We start from the raw sequence: 16,212 nt of genomic DNA, 5'->3' as shown, positions 1-16,212 counted from the left end.
GCGCTTTGGCATTTATATCTGCCGACCAAATAGGCCGTCGATCTTCTGTTTCTGTACCCCTCGTTCCCGAAGGGACTGCAAAGGTAGGGATGTTTTTCGGAATAACAAAAAAAATATTTTCTTTTTTACCTATCCCCGTTCAACATATCCTGTAAACAGGACGCCCTCCCTCGCGGAGTGGTGCAAAGGTAGAAACTTTAACAATACACTCCAACAGTTTTCTTCCTTTTTCGGCCCGACAAAACGCAAAACACTGGAGGACTGTAAGATATTTTTCACTTTTCTTCCTCTACTTCATCGTCAAAAAGAATTCGTACAGAAGGTGTATATGTATCTTCGTGCTGTCCGGTTTTATTTGCCCAGAAAAACGCACCTAAAAATATTAAGGCGATGAAAACACTGCAACCGATTAAAAAGAATATAATGCTCATTTTTATAGTATTAAATAGTGTGTATTTAAACAGCTATCTATAGCCCGATCTTTAAAGATACGAATTTAAATATTGCTTTATATAGCTTAACCTAGTTTAGGTTTAGACAACAATTTCCTTCGTTTGGCAAACCAACGTGTCGTCAGACTGGTAAATGAAATAATGGTTACCGTACTGATCGGCATTAGAATCGCAGCAAATAACGGAGACATTGTTCCTTGTACTGCAAAGCTCAATCCCACCACATTATACGTTAAAGATATGGCAAAGCTCATATGTATAACTTTGACTGCATCTTTAGCAAAAGCAAAAAACGACGGTAATTTAGCAAAGGAATCTCCATCTAAAATCGCGTCACAGCCGGGCGAAAAGTTGTTAATGTCATCAGAAACCGCTATTCCTAAATTCGCTTTCCGCAATGCCCCCGCATCGTTAAGTCCATCACCTAACATACACACCTGTTTTCCGCGGTCTTGCCAAAAATTTATCTTGTGCAGTTTATCCGATGGACTCTGATTAAATAATAAACGAGCGTTGCTTGGGAAAATGAGCTTCAAGGCATCAGAGCGTCTTTCATTATCTCCCGAAATCAAGTGTAAATCATATTCCCCTTTGTTTAATGTGCCTACCACCTCGGATAATCCCTGTCGCCACGATTGTTCCAGCGTAAAATATCCTTTCACCATTTCATTTATCATAATATACACCACAGAACCATCTTGATACTCATTTTTAATACCTAGAAAAGATGCAGAACCTATTTTTACCTCGGTTGTGTCAAATAGAGCCTCCATACCTTTACCTGTTATCTCTTTAAAGACGTCCGCTGTCTGAATAACCGTATGACCAATCCATTTGACAATCTCTCTGCTTAACGGATGATTAGAATTTCGGCATACCGAAGAAACCAAAGAACGTTCATCTTCATCCAATTCGCCTTCAAATAGCATCAAGGAAGATTTCGGAGAAGAAATGGTTCCTGTTTTATCAAACACCACGCAATCTATCGCCGATAATTGCTCAATAGCAGCTGTATTTTTTATATAGAACTTATTCCGATCGAAAATACTTAGTGCAGCGGAAAGCGTAAAAGGCGAACTCAAAGCCAGCGCACAAGGACAAGCAATAATCAATACGGCTGTAAAAGCACCCCATGCTTTTGATGAATCGCCACCGATGAGCCAGAAAATACAAGCGACAATAGCTATACTGATCAACGCAACAGTAAAATATTTACTTATAAAATCAATAAAGGTATCAAACTTCTTCTCCTGAGTTTTGAAACTCTCGTTATTCCATAATCTCGTCAAGTAGCTTTGAGATACAGGTTTCACAACTTCTAACTCAATCGCCTCCCCAATTTGTCTACCTCCTGCATATATAATCTCTCCCAATGTTTTATCAACAGCTTTCGATTCTCCTGTTACAAAACTAAAGTCAACCGAGGCATTCCCCTTTAATAAAATAGCATCTGCCGGAACGATTTCATTATTACGCACCAAGATGCGTTGACCTACTTTCAAATCAGCTATCTGTATAGGTTTTTCACTTTCCTCTTCAATTACAGTTACCGCAACCGGAAAATAAGAACGATAATCCCGTTCAAACGAGATATGGTAGTATGTCCGTTGTTGCACCCATTTACCAACCAGAATAAAAAAAACTAAGCTGCATAAGGTGTCCATAAAGCCAGGGCCTGTTTGCGTGAGGATTTCAAATGCCGACCGAAAAAACAAAACGAAAATCCCCAATGCCAAAGGCACATCCAAGTTCAGCCGCTTTTGTTTCAAACTTAACCACGCCGATTTGAAATAATCCGAGGCACTATAAAGTAGCACCGGAATACCAAATGCCAAGTTCATATAACCGAAGAAACTTGCATATTGCTGCTCAAATGCAGCCATTCCAAAGTATTCCGGAAAACTAATCATCATGGAATTTCCGAAACAAAATCCGGCCACGGTTATTTTAGCTATCAACCCCCGTTGATTAAGTTTCTTCCCTTCTTTTACGACGTCTTGAAGCGTAATTTTAGGTTCGTAACCAATCTGCACCAGTAATTCCACTAATTCGCGTAAGGAAATCTCCTGATGCTTAAATGTGATATTCGCTTGCTTCTTCATAAAATCAACCTGCGAACTTTTAATACCAACATGCAATTTATAGAGATGCTCCAAAAGCCAAATACAGGAACTACAATGGATGACCGGAATATAGAACGTAATCATGGTTACATCCTCATCTTTATAATCAACGAGCTTGGCAACAATATTAGGTTCATCGAGATAACTCAAATCTGCCTTAGGTCCTTTTTGAGATTTCCCAGGATGTTGATTGTAGCGATAATAATTATGTAGATTACTCTCGTTCAATACCTGATATACAGTTTGACATCCCAAGCAACAAAAGTTTCGGTTATCCAACACATAAGGTATGCTGTCTACTTTATCTCCGCAATGGAAGCATGTTTTTTCCTTAACGATTTGTTCTGATTCCGGCATTTTTAGTGTTTCGTGACTCGTGATATATTATGTGCGATTGCTCTTAAATCGCCTGGCTAAATAACTGTTCTTGTTCTTTTGATAATTGCAATCGCTGGTCAAATACCATACATATATTCCTCAAAAATGATTTCCCAATTGGAGTAGCTGTAATATGACCGTCCACGTATTCCACTAGACCATCTTCTTCTAAAGGACGCAATCGACCAACAATAACATCATTAAGCGAAAAACCAGTCTTCAGCTCTACTTTTCCTCTACACATCATATCCAGAATATAACGACGTATTACCTTATCTTCCTCATGCAATAAATGTCCCTTTACTACGGGTAGACGTCCTTCATCCAACAGCTTATAATATTCTTCTACTTTCTTTACGTTTTGTGCAAAACTACTCCAAGCGTCGCTGATAGATGACACTCCCAATCCAATTAAAACAGGCGTATACCGATCCGCGTAGCCCATAAAATTACGATGCAAATTTCCCGATAGGGCAGCTTTGAAAAGCTCATCTTCGGGTTTGGCAAAATGATCCATACCTACATCCTTATAACCTAGTTCCTCGATCATTTGTTTGCCCAGTATATAAAGTGCTAACTTCTCTTCTCCAACAGGTAAATCATGCTCCGTAAAACGTCTCTGTCCGGGCTTTATCCAAGGCACATGTGCGTAACTATAAAAAGATATACGATCAGGTGACATACGCAAGGATTTTTCTATCGTATCCCGTACGGTCGTTTGTGTCTGTAGTGGCAAGCCATATATCAAATCAAAGTTGATAGAGGTATATCCTATTTCACGAGCCTCATCCATAACACGTTGTACATCCTCCACCGTTTGGTGCCGATTAATGAGATATTGCACATGTGGATCAAAATCTTGGATGCCCAAGCTTAATCTTCGAAAACCTAGACTATACAGTGTTCGAAGATGTTCTTTTGTGGTGTTTGCCGGATGGGCTTCAAATGAAAAAGAGGCTCCTTCTTTCACAACAGCGCCATCTAATAAACCCAAGATCAGGCGTTCCAGTTTGGCTGGTTCAAAAAAAGTAGGGGTTCCTCCGCCCAGATGTATTTCGCTGATAACAATCTCGCCGTCAATAAAGGCTTTATACATTTCCCATTCCCGGAGTATATAATTAATATAAGGGGTTTCTACACCATGATTTTTGGTAATCCGGGTATTGCATCCACAATACGTACATAGGCTTTCGCAAAACGGAAGATGGACATACAAACTTATTCCGTCATTTTTTGACTTGCTGTAAGTTGCTTTTATACGGCTCAGCCATTCTTCTGGATTAAAAATAGTATTCTCCCAGAACGGAACCGTCGGATAGCTGGTGTAGCGCGGTGCAGCTACATTGTATTTGGCAATCAAGCTATTTTGTGGTGTCATTTTTTATCTGGTTTGGGTTTACGACGTTACATTCCTTCACACAACAACAAGCTTGACCTACGCATTTTCCATTACCCCAAAGGTTTAGGTTACGGATGGTTTGCTCCGCAATACCTTTTGGGGTACGGTCTTCATAGGGGGTATTTGCGATTTGGATTCCCAGATCGTATGCTCGATGCAAATCAATATGATCTGTGGTTATGGAACGGGTAACTATTTTCTGTACGCCCGCCCGCTGCAATTCTTCCAGTAATTTACCGTCCAAAAAATCATCTTCCGAAACAATAACCACTTCCTTGCCATGTGCGTAGTGTATTGTACTAAGATTTAACGAATTGGAAATCAAGGTTAAATCATGAACTTTCCCGTTCGCAATCGCCAACGATTCCTTCTCATAGTCCTTAATATTATATGCGACAGCTTTCATGGGGTCGAATTTCTGTAAAGTAAACGATACAAAAATAATAAGACCTCTGGAAGATTAGGATGCACAGCATCAAGTTAGAAAATGATATTGGTCACTTAATTACCTAACTGCTTTTAATTTAGCTACAGATGGGATAATAATCGCATTACCGGTTTTCGTGATCAACCTCTCATCTTTGAAATCTGCCAGCATACGACTAATAGTTTCATTTGCTGTACCTGCTAGGGCAGCAAGGTCATCTCTAGAAATACGAATCATAATTTCGCCATCCTTACTGGATAGTGCGGATTTTTCTGCCACGTTCACTAATGCATTTGCTACACGTTTACGCACCGTATCGTAAGCAAAACCCAACATTTGTTCTTCTTTTTCCCGAATATTGCCACAAAGCAACGTAATAAACTTACTCGCGATAGCTGGTTTGTTGTAAAGCAATTCGAAAAAACGTTCTTTCGGGATCAATGCGATTTCACAGTCTTCAAGAGCTTCCGCATTATCGCTATATTGTTCATTAAGCAGCAGTGCTCCATAACCAAAAAAGCTGTCATCTACGTAAATACCCGTTGATAATTCACGCCCATCCTGGTACAATAAAAAACTACGTATTTTACCTTTAAGCAAGTAATAGATAAAAAGTGGCGTATCTCCTGCTTCATAAATATGCTGTTTCTTCTTTAAAGCCTTCACACGCGCCTCTTTTACCAAACCTTGTAACAGATAATTTTGCTCTTCCTCACTCAGTTGTAAAGTTGCTACTTTCGACGAATCAGTAATTAATTGGTTAACAATGCGCTTCTCTCGCTTACGAAAACGGCTTTCTATCGCATTGAGCAGTTCAATATCGTCAAATGGCTTTGTCAAATAGTCATCAGCCCCCATTTCCATTGCCTTGCGGATGTCTGTTCTCTCCGACTTGGCCGTTAGGAAAATAAATGGGATATCGGCAGTCGTTTCGTTTTTGCTCAACATATACAATACACCGTATCCATCGAGTTCCGGCATCATAATATCACATAGGATAAGATCCGGGTGATGCTTAAAAGCCATATCTACCCCCTCTTTTCCATCGACTGCTGTCAATACCTTATATTCGCCAGTCAATGATAGTATTTCTGCCGTTCCTTCCCGGATTTCGAAGTTATCTTCAATTATCAATATAGTTTTAGACATTTTCCAATATACTTATTGCTGAAAACTCATTTTGAACATTGCGCCTTCATTTATTGCCGAATGATATTCCATATTTCCGTCCATTAATTCGACATAGCGTTTAACAATGTTAAGACCTAATCCCGTTCCAGGTATATTGCCTGTATTATGGGCCCTAAAAAAAGGTTCGAATAGATTTTTCTGATCCTCTATCGGAATCCCAATACCGTTATCTTTAATACAGATAATACAAATATCCTCTATTATTTCGGTAGAAAACTCGATAAAGGTATTTTCTCCAGAATATTTTATAGCATTCGATATTAAATTGATCACGCTGCTTTTAATCAGATGGGCATCCAAATAAAACATACCTACTGCACCTGTATGTTGATAAACGATGTGTTGATTCTTTTTACAGATCATCTGCATCTCCTCTGTTATCTCTTCAGCCAACTGCACCAAGTTAATATCCGCTTTATTAACCACTACCCTACCCGCTTCTAACTTTTCTAAGGAGAGAAAATCATTCAGAATATTATTTAATAATTGAACAGCTCCGCGGATACGATTGGTATGTTTCATGATATTCGGAAGATCAGGGCGCTCAGCATATTTCTCTATCAATGAGGCTGACAATTGCACAGAGCTCAATGGGGTACGAAACTCATGTGAAGCCATGGAGACAAAACGGGATTTCATTTGATTAAGCTCTTTCTCTTTTTCTAATGATAGACTAACATCTGACTTTGCCTTCTCTAACTCAGAAACTAACTTAATCAAATCTTTCGTCCGCTCCCTTACCTTTTCTTCCAGCTCATCAGCATGTTTCCTTAATTCATCTTCGGCAGCACGTTCTTTGGTAAGATCATGTATAAAACCAGTATAGATATTTTTGTTTTTGTAATGTACTTCACTGACGGCCAATCGAAACGGAAAGGTGGTGCCATCTTTCTTTAATCCACGAACTTCTCGGCCAATTCCAATTATTTTTTTGACACCCGTTTTCTGATATCGCTCAATATATTCGTCGTGCCGACTGTGATCTGGTTCAGGCATTAACATGGAAATATTGTTACCAATCACTTCTTCTGGGCTATATCCGAAAAGCCTAGATGCTGCGGGGTTGATAGATTCCACGATACCACCACTATCAATGGTGATAATCCCGTCAATAGCGTTTTCAATAATAGCCTCAAGAAGCCTAGCAGAATCAATCATCGCTATTTCACCAACTTTTTATACTTGATACGCTTTGGCCCTGTATCACCCAAACGTTTCTTACGATTCTCTTCATACTCGGTGTAGTTCCCTTCGAAGAAATAAACCTGAGAGTCACCTTCAAATGCTAGAATATGCGTACAGATACGATCTAAAAACCAGCGGTCGTGAGAAATGATAACGGCGCAGCCGCCAAAATTCTCCAATCCTTCCTCCAACGCACGTAATGTATTTACATCGATATCATTGGTCGGCTCATCGAGTAATAATACATTGGAAGATTTTTTTAACGTAATGGCGAGATGGACACGATTCCGCTCTCCTCCTGACAACACACCGACCTTCTTTTGTTGGTCGGCTCCGTTAAAATTAAACTTTGACACATATGCCCGCGAGTTTATCGACCTATTCCCAAGCATGATGTTATCGTTACCTTCGGTAATATTCTCCCATACCGTTTTATTCGGATCCAGGTCATCATGGTTTTGATCCACATACCCTAATAAGACGGTTTCCCCGACCTTAAAAGTTCCCGTATCGGGTTGTTCCTGTCCCGTAATTAGCCGGAACAAGGTCGTTTTACCAGCACCATTTGGCCCAATAATACCCACGATACCGGCTGGCGGCAACGAAAAACTAAGGTTCTCAAACAATAATTTATCACCATATGCTTTAGCAATATTATCGGCTTCAATTACTGTATTCCCTAAGCGTGGACCTGGAGGAATAAATAGTTCTAGCTTTTCTTCCCTGTCTTTCGTTTCCTCAGACGCTAACTTTTCGTAATTATGTAAACGAGCCTTAGATTTCGCGTGTCTTGCTTTCGGCGCCATACGCACCCATTCTAATTCCCGTTCAAGTGTTTTCTGGCGTTTGGTTTCCTGTTTCTCCTCCTGTGCCAAACGTTTTGCTTTCTGGTCTAACCAAGACGAATAATTTCCTTTCCAGGGGATTCCCTCTCCTCTATCCAACTCTAGAATCCATCCAGCAACATTATCTAAGAAATATCGGTCGTGGGTAACGGCGATAACCGTGCCCTTATATTGTTGTAAGTGCTGTTCCAACCAATCAATGGATTCCGCATCCAAGTGATTGGTAGGCTCATCCAAGAGTAAAACATCCGGTTCTTGAAGCAACAACCGACAAAGTGCCACCCTTCTACGCTCTCCACCCGACAAATTGGCAATTTTGGCATCTGGTTCCGGACAACGTAAAGCATCCATTGCGCGTTCCAATTTCGTATCCAATTCCCAGGCATTCGTAGCATCAATTTTATCTTGCAATTCGCCCTGGCGCGTAAGCAACTTATCCATTTCGTCCGGATTCTCGTATACCTCGGGCAAACCAAATTTCTCATTTATTTCTTCATACTCTTTTAGGACTGCTGTCGTCTCAGCCACACCTTCCTCTACGATCTCTTTTACAGTTTTTTCCGTATCCAACTCAGGTTCCTGCGCCAAATAGCCAACAGAATAACCCGGTGAAAAGACAACTTCTCCCTGATAGGATTTATCTATACCGGCAATAATTTTAAGCAAAGAAGATTTGCCAGACCCATTCAATCCGATGACACCAATTTTTGCTCCGTAAAAAAAAGATAAATAGATATTTTTAAGGACTTGCTTTTGCGGCGGGTATATCTTATTTACACCGGCCATTGAAAAAATAATTTTCTCGTCAGACATAAGATTCGTATTCCTGTTTTGTACAAATATAGTCATTTTTAGTTCGGAAGGACTGCCATTTTGATAGTTTCGGGGCTATGGCGTAATTATTGATAAATCTGACAGAACATAGCATAGGATTTATAATTTATTTTTATACATTTATATCATCCTATCATTAAAACAGGAAAGGTTAATAATGGAAGCAAAATTTTCACCACGCGTAAAAGATGTCATTTCTTATAGTCGAGAAGAAGCGTTAAGACTCCGCCATGATTATATTGGCACGGAACATCTTTTACTCGGCTTGATTCGTGAAGGCGATGGAGTGGCGATAAAGATTTTGAAAAATATTGGAGTCGATATAGGATCAATCCGTCAATCTACCGAAGATGCCGTAAAAGGGTCGTCGATGTCTCGTGCGCCTATCGGAAATATGCCGTTGACTAAGCAAGCCGAGAAAGTACTGAAAATAACGTATTTGGAGGCTAAGATTTTCAAAAGTGATGTAATTGGCACGGAACACTTACTATTGGCTATTTTACGAGACGAGGAAAATATCGCGTCACAGGTCTTGCAACAATACAGCATTACGTACGACATATTTAAGAGCGAAGTTGAGCAAAACAGAACAACCATTACAGACGAAGCATCGAGTTCGTCTACAGGAGATGATGATTTTGCAGACGACGATCAACAATTTACAGCACCGAAGAAAGTTTCTGACATCAAGTCAAAAACACCTGTATTGGACAATTTCGGACGCGATTTAACCAAGGCGGCAGAGGAAGGCCGGTTGGATCCTATTGTCGGTCGTGAGAAAGAAATTGAGCGTGTTTCACAGATTCTTTCGCGCCGCAAGAAAAATAACCCGATTTTAATTGGAGAGCCGGGGGTTGGTAAATCGGCTATAGCCGAAGGCTTAGCGCTACGCATTGTGCAACGCAAAGTATCTCGCGTGTTATTCAACAAACGGGTGGTCACCTTGGATTTAGCCTCTTTAGTAGCAGGCACAAAATATCGCGGTCAGTTTGAAGAACGGATGAAGGCCGTGATGAACGAACTGGAAAAATCGCCCGATGTAATTTTATTTATCGATGAGATCCATACTATCGTAGGAGCAGGTGGTGCTTCAGGTTCTTTGGATGCTTCGAATATGTTCAAACCGGCATTGGCTCGAGGTGAAATCCAATGTATCGGTGCTACTACATTAGATGAATACCGTCAGTATATCGAAAAAGATGGTGCCTTAGATCGTCGTTTTCAGAAAGTCGTTGTCGAGCCTGCTTCGCATGACGAAACGATAGAGATTCTGAATCGTATCAAAGATAAATACGAGGAACATCACAATGTCACCTATACAGCGGATGCAATTGAGGCCTGTGTCTCCCTAACTACCCGCTATATTACCGACCGTTTCTTACCGGATAAAGCTATTGATGCGCTGGACGAAGCTGGCTCACGTGTACACTTAAATAACATCCATGTTCCCCAGTCTATTCTAGATATCGAAGAAAAAATCGAGGAGGTTAAGGTCGAAAAGAATAAAGTAGTGCGCAGCCAGAAATATGAGGAAGCAGCAAAGCTACGGGATACGGAGAAAAAACTACTTGACCAACTTGAAAAGGAAAAAGCTGCTTGGGAAGCGGAAACAAAATCCAAACGTTACACAGTGGCGGAAGATAACGTAGCTGAGGTGGTGTCCATGATGACAGGCATTCCTGTTCAACGTGTTAGCCAGTCGGATAGCCAAAAACTACTGAACATGGCGGAAGCGGTTAAAGGCCGTATTATCGGTCAAGACGACGCCGTACAAAAATTAGTGAAAGCTATACAACGGACTCGCGCCGGATTGAAAGATCCGAAGAAACCTATCGGTTCCTTTATTTTCTTGGGTCCTACGGGTGTAGGTAAAACTGAATTAGCGAAAGAGTTAGCTCGTTTCATGTTTGATTCGGAAGATGCATTGATCCAAATTGACATGAGTGAATATATGGAAAAATTCGCGGTGTCACGTTTAGTCGGAGCGCCTCCAGGATATGTAGGATATGAAGAAGGTGGACAGCTAACGGAGAAGATACGTCGCAAACCCTATGCAGTAGTATTGCTCGATGAAATCGAAAAAGCACACCCGGATGTATTTAACTTATTATTACAGGTATTGGATGAGGGACAACTGACAGATAGCTTGGGTAGAAAAGTAGATTTCCGCAATACGATTATCATCATGACTTCAAATATCGGTGCACGTCAGCTGAAAGAGTTCGGACAAGGTGTAGGGTTTACCACAGCTGCAAAAGCAACACAAGCGGATTCACATTCCAGAGGAGTTATTGAAACAGCGCTCAAACGTGCTTTTGCACCGGAGTTCTTGAATCGTGTCGATGATGTTATTGTGTTCAATTCATTGGCTAAAGAGCATATCTTTAAGATAATTGACATTGAACTAAGATCACTATTCCATCGAATCGAAAGTCTAGGTTATCATATAAAACTTACCGATAAAGCGAAAGACTTTATCGCCGAAAAAGGGTATGATAGTAACTTCGGAGCACGCCCATTAAAACGGGCTATCCAAAAGTATTTAGAGGATCCAATTGCTGAAGAAATACTGAAAGGCGAGGTTAAAAATGGTTCAAAACTGAACATCGATTACGATGACGATAAAAAGGAGATCACTGTTAGTAGTGTCAATCCGAAGGAGCCATCTGGTGATTCCATTGAATCTGATGTTTCAGAATCCAACGATAAAGAAAAGGAATAGCTTTTTCAATCAAAATTAAAAAAGCGCTATATCGAGAGATATAGCGCTTTTTATTTGGCTTATTTTTTGCTTTATTTAAACTATTAACGTTTTTTAACGTCTTATTGAATATGAACAAAGTTTAATAACCATTAATACGATACACATGAAAAGATTTTTATTAGCCTTTTTAATTGGCACAGCTGCCTTAGCTTCGACAAGCAGCTGTACGAAGGAGTACTATGAGAACTATGATTTGATCCCGAGTATTACAGCAGTATATACTGTCACAGGTAATAGTTGGATAGCAGATGGCTCTAGTAATGCCTATACAGATTTAGACGTTCCCGAATTGACAGATTACTACATAAAACAAGGAATTGTTAATATCGCTCTTAGTTTTGATAATGAAGATACCTACCATACGAATGGAGCTATTCACAATGGAGTGACATACCGATTTGATTATAGTGAAGGTTTGATAAGGATCTACGCAGCCGGGACGAATGTATTAAATCGTATCCCACAATCAGTGGTCGTTAAAGTTTCTCTAACTGAAGCTGATTATGTAGAGTAAACTTAATTAGCAGTTTAAATTTATATAACGGCCATGTCCAATATGGATTATCCCAAATGATGTCTAACTTTTTGGGGTAAGTACATTAAAGAGATGGCTGTTCTTTTTGCTACGTAACATAGTTTCGAGTGCAATGTACTTTGTCGTAGCTACAACATTTTTGGAAACGACGCCATCCGTAGAAGCGATTATGCATGTCGGATTTTTTAGCGTCACAGGAAATTATTTTGCTACTATAAGGCTCTTTGCGCCGCCTTCAGCCTTTTAAAACATAAATGCAGCCTACATATCCCCTTCCACACTTGTTTTCTTTTCGTCCATACTCAGCTACGTGTCGCACTACAGACACTTTATCGCAACTTAATTATACTTTACATTAAATAACATGCAGTTATAGGTAAAATTACATTTCGTTAAACGCATGTTACGTAGCATAAGCGTAAACTCAAGCCTATTTAAGGCTGCGTATATATTATCCAAAACAAATATATAGTATATACACTTAAATTTATTGCACATCATAATAGAGACAAAACACCTTGTCGTAATCGCACCTGTGTTTGTTGCAAATGAGCGTTACTACATATTAAGCTACCATTTGGATGGTTTTAAAATACACTTGTTGGTATAGAAAATGTTGAACTACAAGACAAACTCAAAGCAGACCTTCACTAATTCATCCATGTCTGCTTCATCGATGTAAACCTACGCATTTGAATGAAAAAATATTATTCATCATATTATCAATCATTTAAGTCACTGAACGAAAAAACATATTGACAACCATCAAATATACCGTATATTTGTGCCACACAAAATCAAAGGTGATATCTTTTCGGGGTGTAGCGTAGCCCGGTATCGCGCCACATTTGGGATGTGGAGGTCGTAGGTTCGAATCCTGCCACCCCGACAAAAGCCACTGATAATCAGTGGCTTTTTCTATTTTCGGATATATTTCGGACAAAAGCTGGATCATACCGAATTCTTGGGGGGGGGGTAATGCTTTTTAAGCATATAATTTCGGATCAAGCTGAAAAGTTGGGATCAAGCCTAAAAATCCGGTCAGTATCGTTACGGGCAGTATATCTTTTTCCTGTATCATATTTTTTCGTCCAAGAACCTTTTGGTAATAAAAGGTTATGATTATTTATGCGTCATAAGTCAGCTACCTTTTTCTGCTCTTTCCATGTTTTCTACATCCTTCACATATCCCAGAAAACAGCAGTACTGCACCATCCATGTGATGGTTGCCCAGTTCTGCTTTGTAATAGTCTGGCAACGGACTGAGTGCCTTTGTCATGCCGCATTCACGGTAGCGATATCGCTGTTATTACGTCTAGAAATCGTCCTGTACCATCTGGTGGTTGACCATCGCACCAGCAATATTGCCCGTTGCAACGGCATAAGCTACCGAGCGCAACATCCCAGAGCAATCTCCACACGCAAACACACCGCTTACGGTAGTCTGCTGGAATTGGTCTACCTTGATATGGCCGGATTCTGTCAGCTCGCAGCCCAGATCGCTATAGATACCGGAATGTTGCTCGAACGAGGGTGCAGCATACAGAGCTTCGAAATCCAGGGTACGGCCGTCGGTTAGGGTGACACCATGGATATTTCCGTTTACCTGTTCAATTGATACGACCTTTTCCTGTTCAATGCCGATGCCATGCGAAATCAATTTTGCCGTCTGCTCTTCAGAAAAATCTGCCTTTCCGTTGGTCAGTATCGTTACGTTGTCCGTAAGGTTGTTCACAAGCGAAGCCAGATGGAGTGCTTTCTCCCCATTTACTATAATACCAGTTTTTTTTTCTCTAAATTCGTAGCCATGGCAATAGGGGCAATGTATTAATGATTTCCCCCAACTTTCCGCAAAGCCGGGGATATCAGGGAGGAGATCGCGTACACCTGTAGCTAGCACGAGTTTACGTGCCGTATATAAAGTACCTTCTTCCACTTGTATACTATAGCCATCCGTCGCCCTATGGGCACTAATGACACGTCCCGAACAGAACGCTACCGTAGAATACGCAAGCACCTGTGATCTGGCTCTATCTGTGATATCTTTCGGGATAGAACCATCATGCGTAATAAAGTTGTGCGAATGTGGCGTAAAACGGTTACACGGCAAGCCGCTGTCAATGACGAGGACATTCCGCAGCGAACGACCGAGAGCCATTGCAGCCGAGAGACCGGCATAACTTCCGCCAACAATAATAACGTCAAAATGCGATTTTTTTTCCATGTTCTCTATATTTGAACGGGCGATAAAAGGAGTATTCCAAGCCAGCAAGGCGAGTCCGCTGCTTGTTATCCATTCCCTTCTGTTCATATCCGTTATGTTAGGTTTTAAATATTTTTTGGAAATTCATCCTTCCACCATGTAAAGCGCCAGTCATCGGCTTCCTCTTCAGTTAATAGACAGGCTTCCAGTTCTGCTACACACTTCTCCTTTTCCAGATTCTGACCGATGAACACCAGTTCATTTTTTCTATCCTCCCATTGGGGGTGCCAGCGTTTCATCAGATCGCTCCGTATCTCCGCGTAGGCGGGATACTGGTAACCAGTTTCTCCTCGGTACGGGATAGTACGTTCTCACGTTCAACCGCCTGCGCGTCAATATTCACCTCACTCATGTCATTTACGATGACGGCCACTTTCTGCCCCTCTTTGTTATGCAGCACATGGTTCAACAAAGATGTTTTTCCGGCTCCCAAAAAGCCGCTTAAAACGGTAACGGGTAATTTTCTGTTCATTGCTATTTTTTATTAAAACCTTATTTTAATTCCTTCCTCACGGACGATCTGCCGGAACCACTCTCTGATATGTTGCAGATGCTCATGCCCGTATAGTTTGATGAACCTGCGTGTCTCGGCCAGTGTCTCGTCTTCATATACAGCCAGACGTTTTTTTGCAAATTCCAGGGTCAAAGGGATGCCGCATTTCTTTTCAATGCAGACCTTCCAGTCTTCAAAATTTTGTGGAATGACACTCATTGTTCTCTCATTTTGAACCAAAAATAAGAATCGGACAAAAAGATGTCCGATTCCTTCCTGCCATGTGGTAAGGACGGTTAATGGTCGTGTCCTTCTTCAGCATGTATTTCAAACGACAGCTTGATGACGTCTTCGCCGGCAAATTTGGTTGCATAGTCGGTCAAGTTCCACTGCTCACGTGTGATGGTTGGTTTTATTGATGCAGACGAGAATTTTCTCAATACATACGTCACATCTTTCTCCCCCTCATTGGCATGTCCCACTGTAAAGTAGAATATTGTTCCCGTTGTACCTGTACCGCTTGCTCCGGTAACGTCAGTTCCGTCGCCATATTTTGTCTCTCTTGGCTGGAAGATCGCGCCGCTTTCATCTTCAGTAGTAGAATTAAGTATGAAATCTCCGCCGATTAAAAATGCCTTATAGTATTTAGCTACGTCTTCACTCTCGATATATTTTCCCTGCACCTCATTTCCGGCATCATCAAATTGTTTCAGTTCGACTTTGTAGATTCCGTGAGGATCCAAATGCAGGTGTCCTCCTATAATAGCTGATCCTTGCGCATCAAAGCTCACCGTAATTGTTTCTGCGCCTTCTTTGTCTGCCAAGTCATGGAAATGATTGCCGTGTGCATAACCCGCTGATTCGGTAAATTGTAATTGATAGGCAACAGGCACATCAGCACTTTCGATAGTCAATTCAGACTCGACTGTTGCTGTATTTCCAAGTTGATCCGTCACGGCAAAATGCAGATGATATTCTCCAGCGGGTGCGTCAGCAGGAATATCCAGATGCTCGTGGAACGTGGTATTTTTCACACCTATATATTTGCCTTCAGTCCAAGATTTTTCAATCTTGTATTCTCCGCCGCCTTCTTGGTGGATTTCGATGTCGATCTTCGCAATCAGACCTTCTGCGAGGATATCCCCCTCCAGATGTAAGTCTGAACCTGCAACGGCAGTTCTACTGTTTTCAAGCCCCACTTCAGAGAGGTTGATTACAGGTTTTCCAACAGGGATCTCATCATCGTCTTTACTACAGGAACTCAATGTGCCGAATATTCCTAATAGAAGGAATAAGAATAGATAAATGTTTGTTTTTTTCATG

15 protein-coding genes and 1 tRNA gene are annotated in these 16,212 nt (G+C 40.9%); 3 read left to right on the top strand and 13 right to left on the bottom strand.

All coding sequences use genetic code 11. The features are described from left to right. Positions 1-275: 275 nt before the first annotated feature. From ccoS to ettA, 7 genes are all read right to left on the bottom strand, one after another. Positions 276-431: a cbb3-type cytochrome oxidase assembly protein CcoS gene (gene ccoS, locus EWE74_RS20405; RefSeq protein ID WP_130143508.1), complete on the bottom strand. Its 156-nt coding sequence runs from the start codon at positions 429-431 to the stop codon at positions 276-278. A gap of 86 nt (positions 432-517) precedes the next feature. Continuing rightward, positions 518-2,932 (bottom strand): heavy metal translocating P-type ATPase, encoded by a 2,415-nt coding sequence (locus tag EWE74_RS20400; RefSeq protein WP_130143507.1) that lies wholly within the window; start codon positions 2,930-2,932, stop codon positions 518-520. 43 nt (positions 2,933-2,975) lie between these two features. Next, positions 2,976-4,331 carry an oxygen-independent coproporphyrinogen III oxidase gene (gene hemN / locus EWE74_RS20395; protein ID WP_130143506.1) on the bottom strand — a complete coding sequence of 452 codons (1,356 nt, stop codon included), beginning with the start codon at positions 4,329-4,331 and terminating at the stop codon, positions 2,976-2,978. After that, positions 4,315-4,758, bottom strand: coding sequence for a Rossmann-fold NAD(P)-binding domain-containing protein (locus tag EWE74_RS20390; protein WP_130143505.1), 444 nt, complete (start codon positions 4,756-4,758; stop codon positions 4,315-4,317). Before EWE74_RS20390 ends, hemN begins: the two co-directional genes overlap by 17 nt. Before the next feature lie 99 nt (positions 4,759-4,857). Next, positions 4,858-5,928, bottom strand: a complete 1,071-nt coding sequence (locus EWE74_RS20385; RefSeq protein ID WP_130143504.1) for a response regulator — start codon at positions 5,926-5,928, stop codon at positions 4,858-4,860. A 12-nt stretch (positions 5,929-5,940) separates the two neighbouring features. Then, entirely contained in the window at positions 5,941-7,125 is a 1,185-nt protein-coding gene (locus EWE74_RS20380; RefSeq protein ID WP_130143516.1) for a PAS domain-containing sensor histidine kinase, read from the bottom strand. 5 nt (positions 7,126-7,130) lie between these two features. Beyond that, positions 7,131-8,813: an energy-dependent translational throttle protein EttA gene (ettA, locus tag EWE74_RS20375; protein ID WP_130143503.1), complete on the bottom strand. Its 1,683-nt coding sequence runs from the start codon at positions 8,811-8,813 to the stop codon at positions 7,131-7,133. 178 nt (positions 8,814-8,991) lie between these two features. On the opposite strand from ettA, the gene EWE74_RS20370 reads away from it, so the two are divergent. The 3 genes from EWE74_RS20370 (at position 8,992) to EWE74_RS20360 (ending at position 13,022) form a co-directional block, all read left to right on the top strand. Beyond that, a complete protein-coding gene (locus EWE74_RS20370) occupies positions 8,992-11,556 on the top strand; it encodes an ATP-dependent Clp protease ATP-binding subunit (RefSeq protein WP_130143502.1) in 2,565 nt (854 codons plus the stop codon). Between the two features lie 145 nt (positions 11,557-11,701). Beyond that, entirely contained in the window at positions 11,702-12,112 is a 411-nt protein-coding gene (locus EWE74_RS20365; RefSeq protein WP_130143501.1) for a hypothetical protein, read from the top strand. Positions 12,113-12,948: 836 nt separating this feature from the next. Further along, positions 12,949-13,022, top strand: a tRNA-Pro gene (locus EWE74_RS20360). A 255-nt stretch (positions 13,023-13,277) separates the two neighbouring features. On the opposite strand, the gene EWE74_RS21480 is transcribed toward EWE74_RS20360, so the two are convergent. The 6 genes from EWE74_RS21480 to EWE74_RS20340 all read right to left on the bottom strand — a co-directional run bounded on the left by EWE74_RS21480 (position 13,278) and on the right by EWE74_RS20340 (position 16,211). Further along, positions 13,278-13,412, bottom strand: coding sequence for a hypothetical protein (locus EWE74_RS21480; RefSeq protein WP_262708797.1), 135 nt, complete (start codon positions 13,410-13,412; stop codon positions 13,278-13,280). 36 nt (positions 13,413-13,448) lie between these two features. Continuing rightward, the gene (locus tag EWE74_RS20355; protein WP_206365316.1) at positions 13,449-14,444 is read right to left on the bottom strand and encodes an NAD(P)/FAD-dependent oxidoreductase; all 996 of its coding nucleotides are present in this window, start codon (positions 14,442-14,444) and stop codon (positions 13,449-13,451) included. Between the two features lie 17 nt (positions 14,445-14,461). Continuing rightward, the gene (locus EWE74_RS21390; RefSeq protein ID WP_239018734.1) at positions 14,462-14,635 is read right to left on the bottom strand and encodes a GTP-binding protein; all 174 of its coding nucleotides are present in this window, start codon (positions 14,633-14,635) and stop codon (positions 14,462-14,464) included. Then, positions 14,635-14,868, bottom strand: a complete 234-nt coding sequence (locus EWE74_RS21385) for a GTP-binding protein (protein WP_317125974.1) — start codon at positions 14,866-14,868, stop codon at positions 14,635-14,637. Before EWE74_RS21385 ends, EWE74_RS21390 begins: the two co-directional genes overlap by 1 nt. Positions 14,869-14,880: 12 nt before the next feature. Next, positions 14,881-15,108 carry a hypothetical protein gene (locus EWE74_RS20345; protein ID WP_130143500.1) on the bottom strand — a complete coding sequence of 76 codons (228 nt, stop codon included), beginning with the start codon at positions 15,106-15,108 and terminating at the stop codon, positions 14,881-14,883. 77 nt (positions 15,109-15,185) lie between these two features. Beyond that, the gene (locus tag EWE74_RS20340) at positions 15,186-16,211 is read right to left on the bottom strand and encodes a DUF4625 domain-containing protein (RefSeq protein ID WP_130143499.1); all 1,026 of its coding nucleotides are present in this window, start codon (positions 16,209-16,211) and stop codon (positions 15,186-15,188) included. Between the last annotated feature and the right edge of the window lies 1 nt (position 16,212).

Source organism: Sphingobacterium corticibacterium (assembly GCF_004208525.1).
Taxonomy (GTDB): Bacteria; Bacteroidota; Bacteroidia; order Sphingobacteriales; family Sphingobacteriaceae; genus Sphingobacterium; species Sphingobacterium corticibacterium.
The sequence above is the reverse complement of the archived record's forward strand: the minus strand, read 5'-3'. Positions and strand labels throughout refer to the sequence as shown.

What these genes read in the sequence shown, in the direction of transcription:
- ccoS (WP_130143508.1), bottom strand. Translation starts at nt 431, where the DNA reads ATGAGCATTATATTCTTTTTAATCGGTTGCAGTGTTTTCATCGCCTTA.
- EWE74_RS20400 (WP_130143507.1), bottom strand. Translation starts at nt 2,932, where the DNA reads ATGCCGGAATCAGAACAAATCGTTAAGGAAAAAACATGCTTCCATTGC.
- hemN (WP_130143506.1), bottom strand. Translation starts at nt 4,331, where the DNA reads ATGACACCACAAAATAGCTTGATTGCCAAATACAATGTAGCTGCACCG.
- EWE74_RS20390 (WP_130143505.1), bottom strand. Translation starts at nt 4,758, where the DNA reads ATGAAAGCTGTCGCATATAATATTAAGGACTATGAGAAGGAATCGTTG.
- EWE74_RS20385 (WP_130143504.1), bottom strand. Translation starts at nt 5,928, where the DNA reads ATGTCTAAAACTATATTGATAATTGAAGATAACTTCGAAATCCGGGAA.
- ettA (WP_130143503.1), bottom strand. Translation starts at nt 8,813, where the DNA reads ATGTCTGACGAGAAAATTATTTTTTCAATGGCCGGTGTAAATAAGATA.
- EWE74_RS20370 (WP_130143502.1), top strand. Translation starts at nt 8,992, where the DNA reads ATGGAAGCAAAATTTTCACCACGCGTAAAAGATGTCATTTCTTATAGT.
- EWE74_RS20365 (WP_130143501.1), top strand. Translation starts at nt 11,702, where the DNA reads ATGAAAAGATTTTTATTAGCCTTTTTAATTGGCACAGCTGCCTTAGCT.
- EWE74_RS21480 (WP_262708797.1), bottom strand. Translation starts at nt 13,412, where the DNA reads ATGACAAAGGCACTCAGTCCGTTGCCAGACTATTACAAAGCAGAACTG.
- EWE74_RS20355 (WP_206365316.1), bottom strand. Translation starts at nt 14,444, where the DNA reads ATGAACAGAAGGGAATGGATAACAAGCAGCGGACTCGCCTTGCTGGCT.
- EWE74_RS21390 (WP_239018734.1), bottom strand. Translation starts at nt 14,635, where the DNA reads ATGAAACGCTGGCACCCCCAATGGGAGGATAGAAAAAATGAACTGGTG.
- EWE74_RS21385 (WP_317125974.1), bottom strand. Translation starts at nt 14,868, where the DNA reads ATGAACAGAAAATTACCCGTTACCGTTTTAAGCGGCTTTTTGGGAGCC.
- EWE74_RS20345 (WP_130143500.1), bottom strand. Translation starts at nt 15,108, where the DNA reads ATGAGTGTCATTCCACAAAATTTTGAAGACTGGAAGGTCTGCATTGAA.
- EWE74_RS20340 (WP_130143499.1), bottom strand. Translation starts at nt 16,211, where the DNA reads ATGAAAAAAACAAACATTTATCTATTCTTATTCCTTCTATTAGGAATA.